Source organism: Cognatishimia activa (assembly GCF_017798205.1).
Classification (GTDB): domain Bacteria; phylum Pseudomonadota; class Alphaproteobacteria; order Rhodobacterales; family Rhodobacteraceae; genus Cognatishimia; species Cognatishimia activa_A.
On sequence record NZ_CP060010.1, the window covers coordinates 2,592,716 to 2,606,187 of the forward strand.

9 protein-coding genes are annotated in these 13,472 nt (G+C 58.2%); 5 read left to right on the plus strand and 4 right to left on the minus strand.

All coding sequences use genetic code 11. The annotated features are described in order from the left end of the window. Positions 1–40: 40 nt before the first annotated feature. Entirely contained in the window at positions 41–1,879 is a 1,839-nt protein-coding gene (locus tag HZ995_RS12730; protein ID WP_209358264.1) for an ABCB family ABC transporter ATP-binding protein/permease, read from the plus strand. Here HZ995_RS12730 and HZ995_RS12735 read toward each other — a convergent pair. After that, on the minus strand, positions 1,849–2,295 hold the full coding sequence (locus HZ995_RS12735) for a hypothetical protein (protein ID WP_209356024.1): 447 nt from the start codon (positions 2,293–2,295) through the stop codon (positions 1,849–1,851). The two genes, HZ995_RS12730 and HZ995_RS12735, sit on opposite strands and share 31 nt — an antisense overlap. A gap of 169 nt (positions 2,296–2,464) precedes the next feature. On the opposite strand from HZ995_RS12735, the gene HZ995_RS12740 reads away from it, so the two are divergent. Beyond that, positions 2,465–3,097, plus strand: coding sequence for a LysE family translocator (locus HZ995_RS12740; protein WP_209356025.1), 633 nt, complete (start codon positions 2,465–2,467; stop codon positions 3,095–3,097). Positions 3,098–3,283: 186 nt separating this feature from the next. On the opposite strand, the gene HZ995_RS12745 is transcribed toward HZ995_RS12740, so the two are convergent. Further along, entirely contained in the window at positions 3,284–6,991 is a 3,708-nt protein-coding gene (locus HZ995_RS12745; RefSeq protein ID WP_209356026.1) for an efflux RND transporter permease subunit, read from the minus strand. Further along, on the minus strand, positions 6,988–8,238 hold the full coding sequence (locus tag HZ995_RS12750; protein WP_209356027.1) for an efflux RND transporter periplasmic adaptor subunit: 1,251 nt from the start codon (positions 8,236–8,238) through the stop codon (positions 6,988–6,990). The genes HZ995_RS12745 and HZ995_RS12750 overlap by 4 nt, the downstream gene beginning before the upstream one ends. 206 nt (positions 8,239–8,444) lie before the next feature. Between HZ995_RS12750 and HZ995_RS12755 the strand changes: the two genes are divergently transcribed. From HZ995_RS12755 to der, 3 genes are read left to right on the plus strand one after another with little or no spacing between them, the layout of a single operon-like run. Further along, the gene (locus HZ995_RS12755; protein WP_209356028.1) at positions 8,445–9,119 is read left to right on the plus strand and encodes a tetratricopeptide repeat protein; all 675 of its coding nucleotides are present in this window, start codon (positions 8,445–8,447) and stop codon (positions 9,117–9,119) included. A 34-nt stretch (positions 9,120–9,153) separates the two neighbouring features. Further along, entirely contained in the window at positions 9,154–10,458 is a 1,305-nt protein-coding gene (locus HZ995_RS12760) for a PQQ-like beta-propeller repeat protein (protein ID WP_209356029.1), read from the plus strand. Positions 10,459–10,504: 46 nt separating this feature from the next. Then, a complete protein-coding gene (der, locus tag HZ995_RS12765) occupies positions 10,505–11,968 on the plus strand; it encodes a ribosome biogenesis GTPase Der (protein ID WP_209356030.1) in 1,464 nt (487 codons plus the stop codon). Positions 11,969–12,156: 188 nt separating this feature from the next. On the opposite strand, the gene serS is transcribed toward der, so the two are convergent. Then, positions 12,157–13,449, minus strand: coding sequence for a serine--tRNA ligase (gene serS / locus HZ995_RS12770; protein ID WP_209356031.1), 1,293 nt, complete (start codon positions 13,447–13,449; stop codon positions 12,157–12,159). Positions 13,450–13,472: the final 23 nt, after the last annotated feature.

The following is a 13,472-nucleotide window of genomic DNA, read 5'->3' on the forward strand; positions in this document are numbered from 1 at the left end:
GGGGCTGGCAATCCGCCGCCGAGAGGACTACCTATGGGCCATGGCACGAGGCAATACCCAGCGCTGGCGCACCGCTTCTGACGAAGAACTGGCCCGCCACGAACAGAGATCCGGCTGGAAGATTATCCGCCGCGTCATTCCCTATTTATGGCCCGAGGGGCGCAGCGACATTAAGGCCCGTGTGGTCCTGTCGATGGCGGCTTTGCTTGTGTCGCAGTTGATGGCCGTGGGCGTGCCGCAGCTTTACGGGATGGCGGTGGATGCTCTGGCCGAAGAAGGGGCCTCTGTGCTGATGCTTGGCGCGGTTGGCCTGACCGTGGCCTATGGTGTCGCACGCGTCATGCAGATCGGCTTTCAGAACCTTCGTGATGTGATCTTTGCCCGCGTCGGGCAACGTGCACTGAGGCAGTTGGCGCTTGAGACCTTCACCCATATTCACCGCCTCTCGATGCGCTATCACATCTCGCGCAAGACCGGCGGGCTAAGCCGGATTGTTGAGCGGGGCGTCAAAGGCGTCGAGTTTCTCTTGCGATTTTTGCTGTTCTCGATCGGGCCGCTGGTGCTGCAGCTTGTGTTGATCATGGGCATTCTCGCCTATCAGTTGGACGCTTGGTATCTGCTGGTCATTCTGGTCACGATCGCGCTCTATGTTTGGTTTACCTTCAAGGTCACCGAATGGCGCGTGAAGCTGCGCAAAGAGATGAATGATCAGGACACGGATGCAAACCAGAAGGCCATCGACAGCCTGCTGAACTTTGAAACCGTGAAGTATTTCGGGGCAGAGAAGCGCGAAGCGGCGCGCTATGATGTTTCGATGAAAGGCTATGAGCGCGCGGCGCTGAAGACGGCCTATTCCCTCGCGGGGCTGAATGTTGGGCAGTCCTTCATCATCACGTCGGGCCTTGTGATTGTCATGATCATGGCGGCTGTTGGCGTGGAAAACGGCACGCTGACGGTCGGCGATTTTGTGATGGTCAACGCCTATATGGTGCAGATCACCATGCCCCTGAACTTCCTTGGCACGGTTTACCGTGAGATCCGTCAGGCCCTTGTGGATATGGGCGAGATGTTTGATCTGCTGGAGCAGCCGGCGGAGATCAAAGACAAGCCAAATGCCAAGCCCATTGAGATCGACAAGGGCCATATCGAGCTGCGCAATGTGGTCTTTGGCTATGAGGCCGAACGTGTGATCCTCAAAGGCGTTGATATCGACGTAGAGGGCGGGCAGACGGTTGCCATTGTCGGGGCCTCTGGGTCCGGGAAATCCACCATCGGGCGGCTTTTGTTCCGCTTTTACGATGTGCAAACTGGTGGTTTGTTCATCGATGGTCAGGACGTGCGAGATGTGACGCAGGAAAGCCTGCATAAGTCCATTGGCGTCGTGCCGCAGGATACGGTGCTATTTAATGACACCATCCGCTACAATATTGCCTATGGTCGCGATGGTGCCACGCAGGCGGATGTGGAAGCTGCGGCCAAGGCTGCGCAGATCCATGACTTTGTGGAGAGCCTGCCCGAGGGCTATGACACGATGGTGGGCGAACGAGGGCTTAAGCTTTCGGGCGGTGAAAAACAGCGGGTCGGTATTGCACGTACGCTCCTGAAGGATCCGCCGCTTCTGTTGTTGGATGAGGCGACCTCGGCGCTGGACACGGAAACCGAACAGTCCATCAAGGAAGCGCTGGCGCATGCAGGCCACGGGCGCACTGTGATCACCATCGCGCACCGTTTGTCTACCATTGCCGAAGCGGATCGGATCGTTGTCTTAGAGGCCGGAGAGGTCGTAGAGCAGGGCAAGCACGAGGAGTTGCTGGCCCGCGAAGGGCGCTATGCGCAGCTATGGCATCGTCAGCTCAACGAAACCGACTTGGCTTCGTAAAGAGGGAAACCAAGCTCTGTCATGGCTCGGTTTTGATCGGTTGAGTCTGCTTTTACCAGTTTAACGCCATGCGGTGTGCGTTCGACATAAAAGCTGGTACGCCAGGACGTGACGACGTCGCCCTTTGCATTGTGAGCGGTGTCGAGCGTAAAGGCTAAGGCTTCGTCTGCATGGGTTTGGTGCACTTTGACCACCTCGCGCGAAATCGAAGCGATCCCCAGTTTTTTGTGAATCGCACGAAAGGTCTCAAGCCGGGCCATCATCTGTGCTTGATTTTGATAAAAGTGCTTTTTGCGGCCTTTCACGATGACTTCGAAAGGGAACGCCATAAGGTTCGCAATCACAGCGTTATCCTTGCTGGCGATTGCGGCTTCATATTCTGCGATGATCTTTAAGACTTCTGTCTCAAGGTCCAAAGCGACGGGTCTCCTGTCTAGGCTGGGGGCATGCTAGCGTTTTAAAACGGTTTTGAGTAGGGCGAATTCTGTTGACCCAACTTGAAGCAGTTTCTTTCGGCTAAATCATAGTGTTTCAAATGGTCGCGTTTTCGTTCAACTTGACATAAATCCCAATCAGGAGGCCCCTATGACGTTTGAAACTTGGTTGATTTATGTTGCGACCGTTCTGGCTTTGATGAGCACACCGGGACCGAGCCAGCTTTTGATGCTGTCTAACAGTGGAACACATGGGTTTCGCAGGGCTCTTTCTACCGCGGCAGGCGATCTTAGCGCGAATATGTTGCAGATGTTGGCTGCTGGATTGGGTTTGGCAGCCGTGATCGCGGCCTCAGCCACTGCGCTGTCGGTGATCAAATGGGCGGGGGTGGCTTATCTGATCTGGTTGGGCGCGCGAATGATTTTGAAAGCAAAAGCGAATGATCCCAATACGCGGGCAGAACAGGCAGACGTGTCCGCCCGTGCCTTGTGGATGCAGGGGTTTATCACCTCTGCGGCAAACCCGAAGGCTGTCGTGTTTTTCGCAGCGCTCTTTCCGCAGTTCATTTCAGCAGAGGCAGCCTTCTGGCCGCAGTTCCTGATCTTGTCTGCCACTTATCTCGCGATGGATGGTGCATTCCTTTGCGCCTATGGCGGCAGTGCAAGCTGGATCGCGGCACGGTTCAAAGGCGCGGCCAAGCTTTGGATTGAACGTTTGGGGGGTGGGTTCATGATTGCAGCGGCTGTGCTTTTGGGTCTCAAATCGGTCACAGACCGCGCATAGATCCCGCACAAAGCTTACTTTTACGTAAGGTTCCGCTTGAGATTGAATGAGGTCGCCCAGCATAGTCCTGATTGGGAGCAGGGGGGCTTTCGGTGCGGCATGACGCGCAAGGGAACTCCAAAAGCCTAAATGCTGGGCGGACCTCAGAGCTTGCGGCGGCGTTAACGCCGCAAGCGTTCCGCGAACTTATTCCGCAGCGCGCAAGTCTCCTTTGGTGGGCTGCAGGGGTTCAATCACATCCTGACCATCATCCCAGAGGATTTCGGGTGCGCGGAATTTCTTGGCTTCCCGGCGCAAAGCCCAGTCGCGGGCGACACGGCTGCCACGACCACGGGTGATCCGCGCAAGCAGGCGCAAGAACCAAGCCGCGTAGGTGGTGGCCCAAACGCGTAGGGCGAGCATCGACGGGGTGAAGACCAGCGTCAGTACCGTCGCGATGCCAAGGCCAAAGACCACCGCCGTCGCCAGCTGTTTCCACCAGAGCGCGGTTGGGCTGTCGATGGAGTAGCCCCCGTTCACGAAGTCCAGCGAGAGGCCGAACATCATCGGGGCAAGGCCTGCCATTGTGGTGATGGTGGTCAGCAAAACGGGGCGCAGACGGTCTTGGGCCGTGCGAATGATCGCCTCGATGCGGGGCATGTATTGGCTGTATTCCTGATAGGTATCGATCAGAACGATATTGTTGTTCACCACGATCCCCGCCAAAGCCACGATGCCCGTGCCGGTCATAATGATCGAGAAGGCCTGATCCATGACCAGCATCCCGATCAGAACGCCGGTGGTGGACAGGATCACGGCCAAAAGCACCAGAACCGAGTTATAGAAGCTGTTGAACTGCGCCAGCAGGATGATGAACATCAGCCCCAGCGCGCCAAGGAAGGCATTGCCAAGGAAGGCCTGACTTTCCGCTTCGTCCTCTTGGTCACCGGTCCACTCCCATTCGATGCCATGGGCAAACGGAGAGGTTTCCAGCCACGACGTGATCAAGGTGATCTGCTCAGCAGGGGTCAGCGGGACTGCTGTGAAACCGGCTTCAGTCAGTTCGGCTTGGAGCGCAGTGTCCGCTTCATAGTCCGCCGCCGGGATCACGCGGGTTTCCCCGGTGGTCTCGTTTTTCAGAAGCATTTGCGCTGTTGCAACGCCCGCTTTCACATCGAAATAGCGGGTCTGATCGACACGGTTGATTTCGGCCAGTTTTGGAACCGGCTGGCGGGTGATGAAGTTGGACAAAGGCACCAGACCGCCTTGGGTACGCACCTTGAGCGTGTCCAGCGTGCTCAGAACGCGGTCCTCTTCTGGCAGACGCACGCGGATCTCGCTTTCCTCGTCTGATCCGTCCTGCGTGTAGGTGTCCAACAGGATGCCACGGGTCACCAGCTGCACCATCGCGCCAACGGTTGCCACGTCGGCGCCATAGCGGCCCGCGCGTTCCACGTCGACTTCGATCTCCCAGTCGATGCCGGGCAAGGGCAGGGTGTCTTCAATCAGCGTCAGCCCGTCAGTCGCGTCAAACTGAGCACGCGCCATGCGCGTTGCGGCCAGAAGGTCTTCCCAATTGTCACCTTTCAGGCGCAGGTGTACGGGCTTGGCAGAGGCAGGACCTCGGCTAGCGGCAAGGATTTCAACCTGAGCACCGGGGATCTGTTCCAGCTCTGCCATGAGTTCATCGATGATCGTGTCGCCGTCAAATTCCAGCGCTTTCACTTGTTGGTTCACGGTGTAGTCGATGAATGGGATGGTGAACCAAGGCTCCTGGTTCTCAGGCCGGTCTTCCCAAGGAATGGTTTCAAATTGGATCTGACCAACAGTATCCCCCGGAGGCTGCGCGCCGCCGGTGTTGTTGTTGAGGCCCCCTTCACCCGCAAAGGCAAAGGCGGTCTCCACTCCAGGATGGGCGATGACGATCTCTTCGGCTTGCTTAACAAGGCCGTCTTTTTGTTCCAGCGACAGGTTACCCCGCGCTTTGACATAGACGATGGCCATTTCAGGCTCGGATTCCACGAAGAACTCGACGCCTTTGTTGTTCGCGCCAAAATAGGTGAAGACCGAGACCACAAAAAAGGCCACGGCGACGATCGAGACAATCGGCATGATCGGATTGCCCGCGATCAGCTTGATGAACCAGCCAAAGGGTGACAGACGGAGACCTGAGCGCACGCGTTTCTGGCGGCGGGTGAACATAACGGCGTCCACGGTGATCGAACCCGCGAAGGCTCCGCCCAAGAACATCACAAAGCCCAGAATAAAGCCGACCATGGCCGGGAAGGGGGCTTCTCCGCCAAAGAGGTAGCCGGGGTTCAGGATGGTCATAGCGCCTGCAAACACGAGGAACAGCGATGGCGGCACCAAAATTGCGCGCACCAGCCAGGGGGTGCGTTTGCGCAGCACATCAGAGGCGCGCTGGAAGCTGCGGCTGAGACGGCCAGACACACCGCCCATGACGGGCAGATAGATCAGCGCAACCACGAGCGACGCCGACAAAACGAAGATCAATGTCACAGGCAACATACCCATGAACTGCCCCGGAACCCCCGGCCAGAAGAGCATGGGCAAGAAGGCACAGAGCGTCGTCGCAGTCGACGAGACAATCGGCCAGAACATGCGTTTGGCGGCCTCGGTATATGCGTGCATCGGGCCGACGCCGGATTTGATGCGTTTGTCCGCGTATTCCACGACCACAATCGCACCGTCCACAAGCATACCGACCGCAAGGATCAGGCCGAACATGACGATGTTTGAAACCGTCACGCCCATCAATGCGAGGAGGACGAAACATAGAAGGAAGGACGTCGGGATCGCAAAACCCACCAGCAACGCAGCGCGCGTGCCCAAGGCAGCCAAGACCACGATCATCACAAGCGCAATCGCGGTCATGACCGAACCCTCAAGCTGGCTAACCATAGAGCCAACGATCCGGCTTTGGTCATTAGATGTGCCAAGCTCAACCGAGGCTTTGAGTTCAGGTGGCCAATCGGCAGAGGCTTCTTCGACCGCGAGCTTCACCTCTTCGGCGGTGCCAATCAGGTTAAAACCGCGCCGTTTCACGACCTGCAGAGCAACCGTATTTACGCCGTTAAAGCGCGCGGTGCCGACACGGTCTTCGAATGTCAGTTTGATCTGCGCCAGATCGCCCAAGGTCACGATCCGGTCGCCATTGGTTTTTACCGGTAGGCCATAGACGTCGGTCGCATCACTAAAGGACGACGGAATCTTGACCGCGAAAGTACCCTGCGAGGTCTCAACTTCGCCTGCCGCAATCAGCTGGTTGTTGTTGCGCACGACATTGATCAGTTCAGAGGCGGTGACGTTGTAAGCCTCAAGCCGCAAGGGGTCGATCAGAACCTCAAGCATCTCTTCGCGCTTGCCCGCGATACCGGCTTCCAGAACCGCATCCATGCTCTCGAGCATTTCCTGCAGGTCTTCGGCGACGCGCGACATGGTGCGTTCAGGCACTTGGCCCGTCAGGTTCACAATGATGATCGGAAACTCAGAGAAGTTGATTTCGTTGACAGAATAGCTGTCAAACCCGTCAGGAAACTGGCTTTCGGCGGTGCCCATTGCGTCGCGCACATCGGCCATAATCTTGGTTTTGTCCCAGCCGAACTCGAACTCCAGCCCGACACCGGCATAGCCTTCGGCCGCCGTGGCGGTCATTTCCTTAAGGCCATCCAGATCTGCGAATTCGGTTTCCATCGGCTTGACCAACAGAGTTTCCGCGTCACTCGCGGAGATGCCGGGGAAGGGGACAGAGACAAAGAGCGCCGGGATCTCAATATCCGGCTCGCCCTCTTTGGGCAGCGTGAAATAGGCGAAGCCGCCTGCCACCAGAGATAAGATAATGAATGCAATGACCATGCGGGCGCGCGAGGCGGCCCAGTCTACGATCCCAGTCATTCGTTCGTCTCCTGATAACTCGCCTCCACGGGAACGCCGGGGATGACGTACTCTTGACCAATGACAATAACATCGGCGGCCTCAGGGAGACCCGCCAGCCAGACGCCGTCGATCGTGTCACGCAACATTGTGACAGGGACGAAGTCGGCTTTCTTTTCGGCTGTGACTGTGCGCACGCCCAAGGTGCCTTCGTCATTCAGCGTCAGGACCGACTGCGGCAACAGATGCGCAGATTTACCGTCTGAGGCGATGATGATCTCAGCAGTCTGACCGTCGCGGATTTTCAGGTCCGCGTTGTCGACGGTGATTTCGACGCGGAACGTACGGGTGGTTTCATCAGCGGCGCGGGACAGGAAGGTTACTTCGCCGATCACCTCGTTGCCGTCGGTCAAACGCGCGCCAGCACGTGCGCCGAGCTGCACGCGGTTCACTTCGGTTTCCGGCACAAAGCCCACGAGCTTCACAGGGTCCAACTGGATGATCGTCGCGCAATGGGCGCTATTCGGGCTGTTCACGCTGAGCAAGCCGCCGATTTCGGCTGTGTCGGTTTCCAGCAGGCCACCGAACGGAGCGAAGACCTTCAGGCGGTCGATTTCTTTCTGTGCCGAGGCCACACCTGCTTCGGCGGACTCGATATTGGCTTGCGCGCTTTCCAGACCGGATAGCGCCGAAGACACGCCTGCTTCCGCTGCACGAACTGCCGCTTGGGTCGCCGCCACGCGGGTTTCAGAGGCGAAGCCCTCCTTAGAAAGACGCTCGGCGGCGTTGTCATTGATGCGTGCTTCTTCCAAAGCAGCGCGGGCTTGTTCAACAACGGCCTGCGCGGCTGGGGCGGCGGCTTTGGCAGAGGCCAAACGCGCCTGTGCCTCGGCCAAGGACGCCAGACGCGTGCCCGGATCGATTTCGCAGAGCAACTGACCCGCTTCGACCAGTGCGCCTTTGCGCAGAGGCTCAGAGATCACGAGGCCCGAGGTCTCTGCCATGACATCCAACTGGCGGGTTGCTTCCGTCTCGCCCCGCAGCACAACCGCGCTGTCGATCACACGGGCTGTCGACTGGATCGCTACTACGCGCACCACATTTTCAGTTGATTCTACTGTTTCCGCAGGCTCCGCAGTTTCGGTAACCACAGTGTCACTGTCTCCGGATCCACCGGATGCAAATTCCAACAACTGCTCACGTTGGATTACAAATAAAAACAAAAACGCCGTTACGATTGCGGCAATAATAACTGGTACTGGCTTCATTTCCCCTGCCTTATGTTGGCAACCTCTGATTTGCAATTAGGGTTAAGGACTCTGATTACAATGGCGCAAACAGATTTTTTTGAACTGACCAGTTTAGTTTACTTTTCTCGTGGAACCGTTGCAAGAGCAGCATAGTTTTGCCGTCAACACTTGGCCTTTGGTGTGGCAAAGGCTATGAGAGGGAAAATCGAATAGGGGTAGGGTCTGTGAGCGATACCGACAGCTTTATTGATGAAGTCACCGAAGAGGTGCGCCGCGATGCATTGTTCGCGCAATTCCGCCGCTATGGCTGGATTGCGGTCGTGGCGGTTGTCGCCATCGTAGGCGGGGCGACCTGGAATGAATACAACAAGTCTCAAACCGCAAGTGCCGCGCAAGCCACTGGGGATGCTTTGCTTTTTGCGCTTGGAACGCCTGAGGCGTCTGAACAGGCCGCGGCTTTGCAAATTGCAGATCTTCAGTCCTCTGACGCGGAAATCGTGCGTCAACTTCTGCTGAGTGCCGCGCAACTGGATGCGGGCGACGCTGAGGCTGCGGCGGCCACGCTGAACGCGGCGGCCACCACGGATGTCGATGCCGTCTATAAAGACCTTGCCGCGTTTAAAGCGGTGCTGGCGCAAAGCGACACATTGTCCGCTCAGGATCGCCGGATTGCCTTTGAAGCGCTGTCTGCGCCGGGTCGTCCAATGGCGCTCTTTGCCTCAGAACAGATCGCTTTGCTGGAAATTGAGGCAGGAAATACAGAGGCCGCCATCACACGTTTGCAGACAATTTCGCTGGATGCGGGCGCATCTGCGGGCTTGCGTCAACGCGCAAGTCAGTTGATTGTGGCTCTTGGGGGCGAACCAGAAGATTTGCCGGCTGGGACAGAAGGTCAGTAAGATCACGCAAACCACTCGGCGGGAGGGACATCGTATGAAATTCGGGACACTGCTTTTGGCAGCGGCCAGCACGTTGGTTCTGACGGCCTGTGCGCAACGCGAAGTTCTGCTGACCGGCGAACGTGAAAGCATCCGGGGTGACGAGATTGCTCTGGAACTGCCTTCTGAAAGTAAAGCGATCCGCCTGCCGGGTGTGACCCGCAACACAAGCTGGACCCACCGTCACGGCACGCCGCGCTATCGCACGAGCCATCCTGCTTTGGGCGCGAGCCCGACATTGGCATGGTCTGCGGACATCGGCGCGGGTGAGGGGCGTCGTGCGCGTATCTCTACCGATCCTGTCATGGCCGATGGGCGTATCTTTACGGTTGATGCAGAATCCAACCTCGTAGCGACCTCGACCTCGGGTGCGCGCATTTGGTCGCGCAGTCTGACGCCGGCAGGCGACGATGCGCGGGATGCCTCCGGTGGTGGTTTGGCGATTTCCGACGGTGTCCTCTATGTGACCACCGGTTTTGGCCGTCTTTTGGCGGTGAACGCCTCTGATGGCGCGGTGCAGTGGGAACAGCGTCTTGGGGCTACCGGCAATGGCGCACCTGTTGTCTATGGCAACCTGATCTACTTCGTGGCCGGTGACGACGTCGCTTGGGCCGTCAATAAATCCAACGGACGGATCGAGTGGAAACTGACCTCGACTCCCTCTGTGAACAACCTGCAAGTGCCGTCAGCCCCTGCGCTGTCTGATCGCTTTGCGGTCTTTGCCTTTGGCTCTGGCGAAGTGCAAACCGCCTTCCGTCGCGGCGGTGTGCGCTTTTGGGACGCGGGCATTCAAGGCCAACGTATCGGTCGCGCCTTGTCGACAGTCGGAGACATCACCGGTGATCCTGTGATCGTCGGCTCTACGGTTTATGTGGCTAACCACTCTGGCCGCATCGCAGCGCTGGATCTGGAAAGCGGCGAGCGCAAATGGACCACTGCCGAAGGCGCGATTGGTCCGGTTTGGCCTGTGGGTGGTTCTCTGTTTTTTGTCAATGAACAGAACCAGTTGGTGCGCTTGAATGCCTCTGACGGATCGCATGTCTGGGTCAAAGGCCTGCCTGACTTCGTCAAGGCACGCCCGCGTCGCCAGGTGGCGCGTTATGCCCATTACGGGCCTGTTCTGGCGGGTGGTCGTCTCTATGTGGCCTCTTCTGATGACACGCTCCGTGCCTTTGATCCGGCCTCGGGTGAGATGGTCTATTCCACCGCAATCCCGGGTGGCGCAGCCTCTAGCCCGATTGTTGTGGACGGCACGCTTTATGTTGTCAGCAAAAAGGGCCAATTGTTGGCTTTCCGTTAAGGGAAATATGCTGTAAGGCCGCGTCTTCAGACCTCTGGAGAGTATCATGAGTTTCACACTCGCCATCGTGGGGCGCCCGAATGTGGGCAAATCCACGCTGTTCAATCGCCTTGTGGGCAAGAAGCTGGCTTTGGTTGACGACCAGCCGGGCGTCACGCGTGATTTGCGCGAAGGTGAGGCGCGTCTGGGCGATCTGCGCTTTACTGTGATTGATACGGCGGGTCTTGAGGATGCGACTGACGACAGTCTGCAGGGCCGTATGCGTCGCTTGACGGAACGCGCTGTGGATATGGCCGATGTCTGCCTGTTCATGATCGACGCGAGGGCAGGGGTCACGCCGACCGACATGATTTTCGCCGAGATCCTGCGCAAGAAATCCGCCCATGTGATTTTGGCTGCCAACAAAGGCGAAGGCGCGGCCGCCGATGCAGGTGTGATTGAGGCCTACTCATTGGGTCTGGGCGAGCCGATCCGCCTGTCAGCCGAGCACGGCGAAGGGATGAATGACCTCTTTGTTCAGCTTTTGCCCGTTGAAGAGAAATTCAAGAAACTGGCTGAAGAAACCGCGCCAGAAACGGATGTGGAGCTGGATGACGACGCCGAAGAGGGCGCTGTTCCCAAGCCCACAAACGAAAAACCTCTGCAAATTGCCGTGGTTGGCCGTCCGAACGCGGGCAAGTCTACACTGATCAACAAGATCATTGGCGAAGATCGCCTGCTGACCGGCCCTGAAGCCGGTATCACCCGCGACGCGATCTCCCTGCGCACGACGTGGAACGAAACGCCCATGCGGATATTTGACACCGCCGGCATGCGCAAGAAGGCCAAAGTGCAGGATAAGGTCGAGAAGCTCTCGGTCTCTGACGGTCTGCGTGCGGTGAAATTCGCTGAGGTCGTGGTGGTCTTGCTGGATGCGGCAATTCCCTTTGAACAACAAGACCTTAGGATCGCAGACCTCGCCGAGCGCGAAGGCCGCGCCGTGGTGGTGGCCGTCAACAAATGGGACGTTGAGGACGCCAAGCAGGAAAAACTGCGCGACCTTAAGGAAGCCTTCGGACGTCTGTTGCCACAGCTGCGGGGCGCACCTCTGATTACGGTGTCTGCGAAAACTGGCCGAGGTCTTGAACGCCTGCATGACGCCATCCTGCGCGCCTATGACGTGTGGAACCGTCGTGTCACCACGGCTCAACTGAACCGCTGGCTGACGGGCATGCTGGAACAGCACCCGCCGCCCGCACCACAAGGCAAGCGGATCAAACTGCGGTATATGACACAGGCCAAATCCCGGCCTCCGGGATTTGTGGTGATGTGTAGCCATCCCGACAAGATGCCCGACAGCTATTCTCGTTATCTTGTCAATGGCTTGCGCGAAGACTTTGATATGCCAGGCACGCCGATCCGGCTGCATATGCGTGGGCAGGGGGATAAGAACCCCTATAAAGGCACGCGCAAGAAGAACGCGGGTGCGCTGAAAAAGCACATCACGCCTCGGGCAAAGCGCGAGAAGTAATCAGGGAGCCATGCCCTGCGGTGGACCGGGGGGCGGCGCACCAACGCATATTACAGCCACTTAATAGTCTCGGCATCCGTGAAAGCCAAAAATGTTGCGCGACAGGAGAGAATGCGCCGGCCCATGGGGCCGGTCCGGCGCAGGGCATGGCGGGCCTAAGGCCCTTGATTCCATGCCAGGTTTTTCCTTTAGGCCAGAATACCTTCTGCTGTCAGCGTGAGCTTCCCACCCAGATAAGGGGCCAGTGCTGCGGGCAATGTCACAGAGCCGTCTTCCTGCTGCCCATTCTCAAGCACAGCAATCAGGCAGCGACCCACGGCCAGACCCGAGCCGTTCAACGTATGCACATACTCAGGCTTGCCCCCGCCCGCGGGCTTGAACCGCGCGTTCATACGGCGGGCTTGGAAATCGCCCGTCGTGGAAACCGATGAGATCTCACGATAGGTTTTCTGACCCGGAATCCAGGCTTCGATGTCGTAAGTGCGACGTGCGCCAAAGCCCATGTCTCCGGTGCAAAGCACAACCGTGCGGTAAGGGATGCCAAGTTTCTCAAGGATCCCTTCGGCACAGCGCAGCATGCGTTTTTGTTCGGCGTCCGACTCGTCTGGATGCACGATCGAAACCATCTCGACCTTTTCAAACTGATGCTGACGCAGCATGCCGGCGGTGTCACGGCCCGCAGAGCCCGCCTCAGAGCGGAAGCACAAAGTATGCGCGGTCATGCGGATCGGCAGGGCGCTTTCCTCAAGCACGTCGCCCGCCACCGTATAGGTCAGCGGCACCTCGGAGGTCGGCACCAGCCACCAGCCGTTGGTGGTCTGATAGCTGTCTTCGCCGAATTTCGGCAATTTATCGGTCCCATACATCGCCTCATCGCGCACCAGAACCGGAGAGTTCATCTCGGTCAGGCCATTTTCGTCCACATGGGTGTCGATCATGAACTGAGCCAAAGCGCGGTGGATGCGGGCAACTGCGCCCTTTAGCATCACAAAGCGTGCGCCAGAGATCTTGGCGGCGACGTCGAAGTCCATCGAGGCGGCGACGCCTGCGATCTCGTAGTGTTCCTTGGCCGCAAAGGGCAGCTCAACAGCCTCGCCCCAGCGGTTGATTTCGACGTTGTCGTCCTCATCCCCCCCGTCGGGCACGTCTTCGGCAGGCGCATTAGCGATGCGGGCGAGGGCGTCGGTGAGTTGAGTGTCAAGCTCTTTGGCTTCGGCCTGCATAGCGGCGACTTCGGCTTTCTTCTCGGCCACCAGCGCGCGGAGGCGTTCGAATTCGGCCTCGTCTCCGCTGGCCTTTGCGGCGCCGACGGATTTGGAGGCTTTGTTCTGTTCCGCCTGCGCGGTTTCTGCCGCGGTGATTTTGGCGCGTCGTGCGGCGTCCATCTCCAAAAGGGATGAGGACATCGGCGCATCCCCACGGCGGGCGAGGGCGGCATCAAAAGCGGCCGGATTTTCACGGATCGCGCGGATGTCATGCATGGAACTTATCCTTTGAAGTGATT

Excerpts from the sequence above, each read along its gene's own strand:
- HZ995_RS12740 (WP_209356025.1), top strand. The coding sequence starts at position 2,465 with ATGACGTTTGAAACTTGGTTGATTTATGTTGCGACCGTTCTGGCTTTG.
- HZ995_RS12760 (WP_209356029.1), top strand. The coding sequence starts at position 9,154 with ATGAAATTCGGGACACTGCTTTTGGCAGCGGCCAGCACGTTGGTTCTG.
- der (WP_209356030.1), top strand. The coding sequence starts at position 10,505 with ATGAGTTTCACACTCGCCATCGTGGGGCGCCCGAATGTGGGCAAATCC.
- HZ995_RS12745 (WP_209356026.1), bottom strand. The coding sequence starts at position 6,991 with ATGACTGGGATCGTAGACTGGGCCGCCTCGCGCGCCCGCATGGTCATT.
- serS (WP_209356031.1), bottom strand. The coding sequence starts at position 13,449 with ATGCATGACATCCGCGCGATCCGTGAAAATCCGGCCGCTTTTGATGCC.
- HZ995_RS12730 (WP_209358264.1), top strand. The coding sequence starts at position 41 with ATGGCACGAGGCAATACCCAGCGCTGGCGCACCGCTTCTGACGAAGAA.
- HZ995_RS12750 (WP_209356027.1), bottom strand. The coding sequence starts at position 8,238 with ATGAAGCCAGTACCAGTTATTATTGCCGCAATCGTAACGGCGTTTTTG.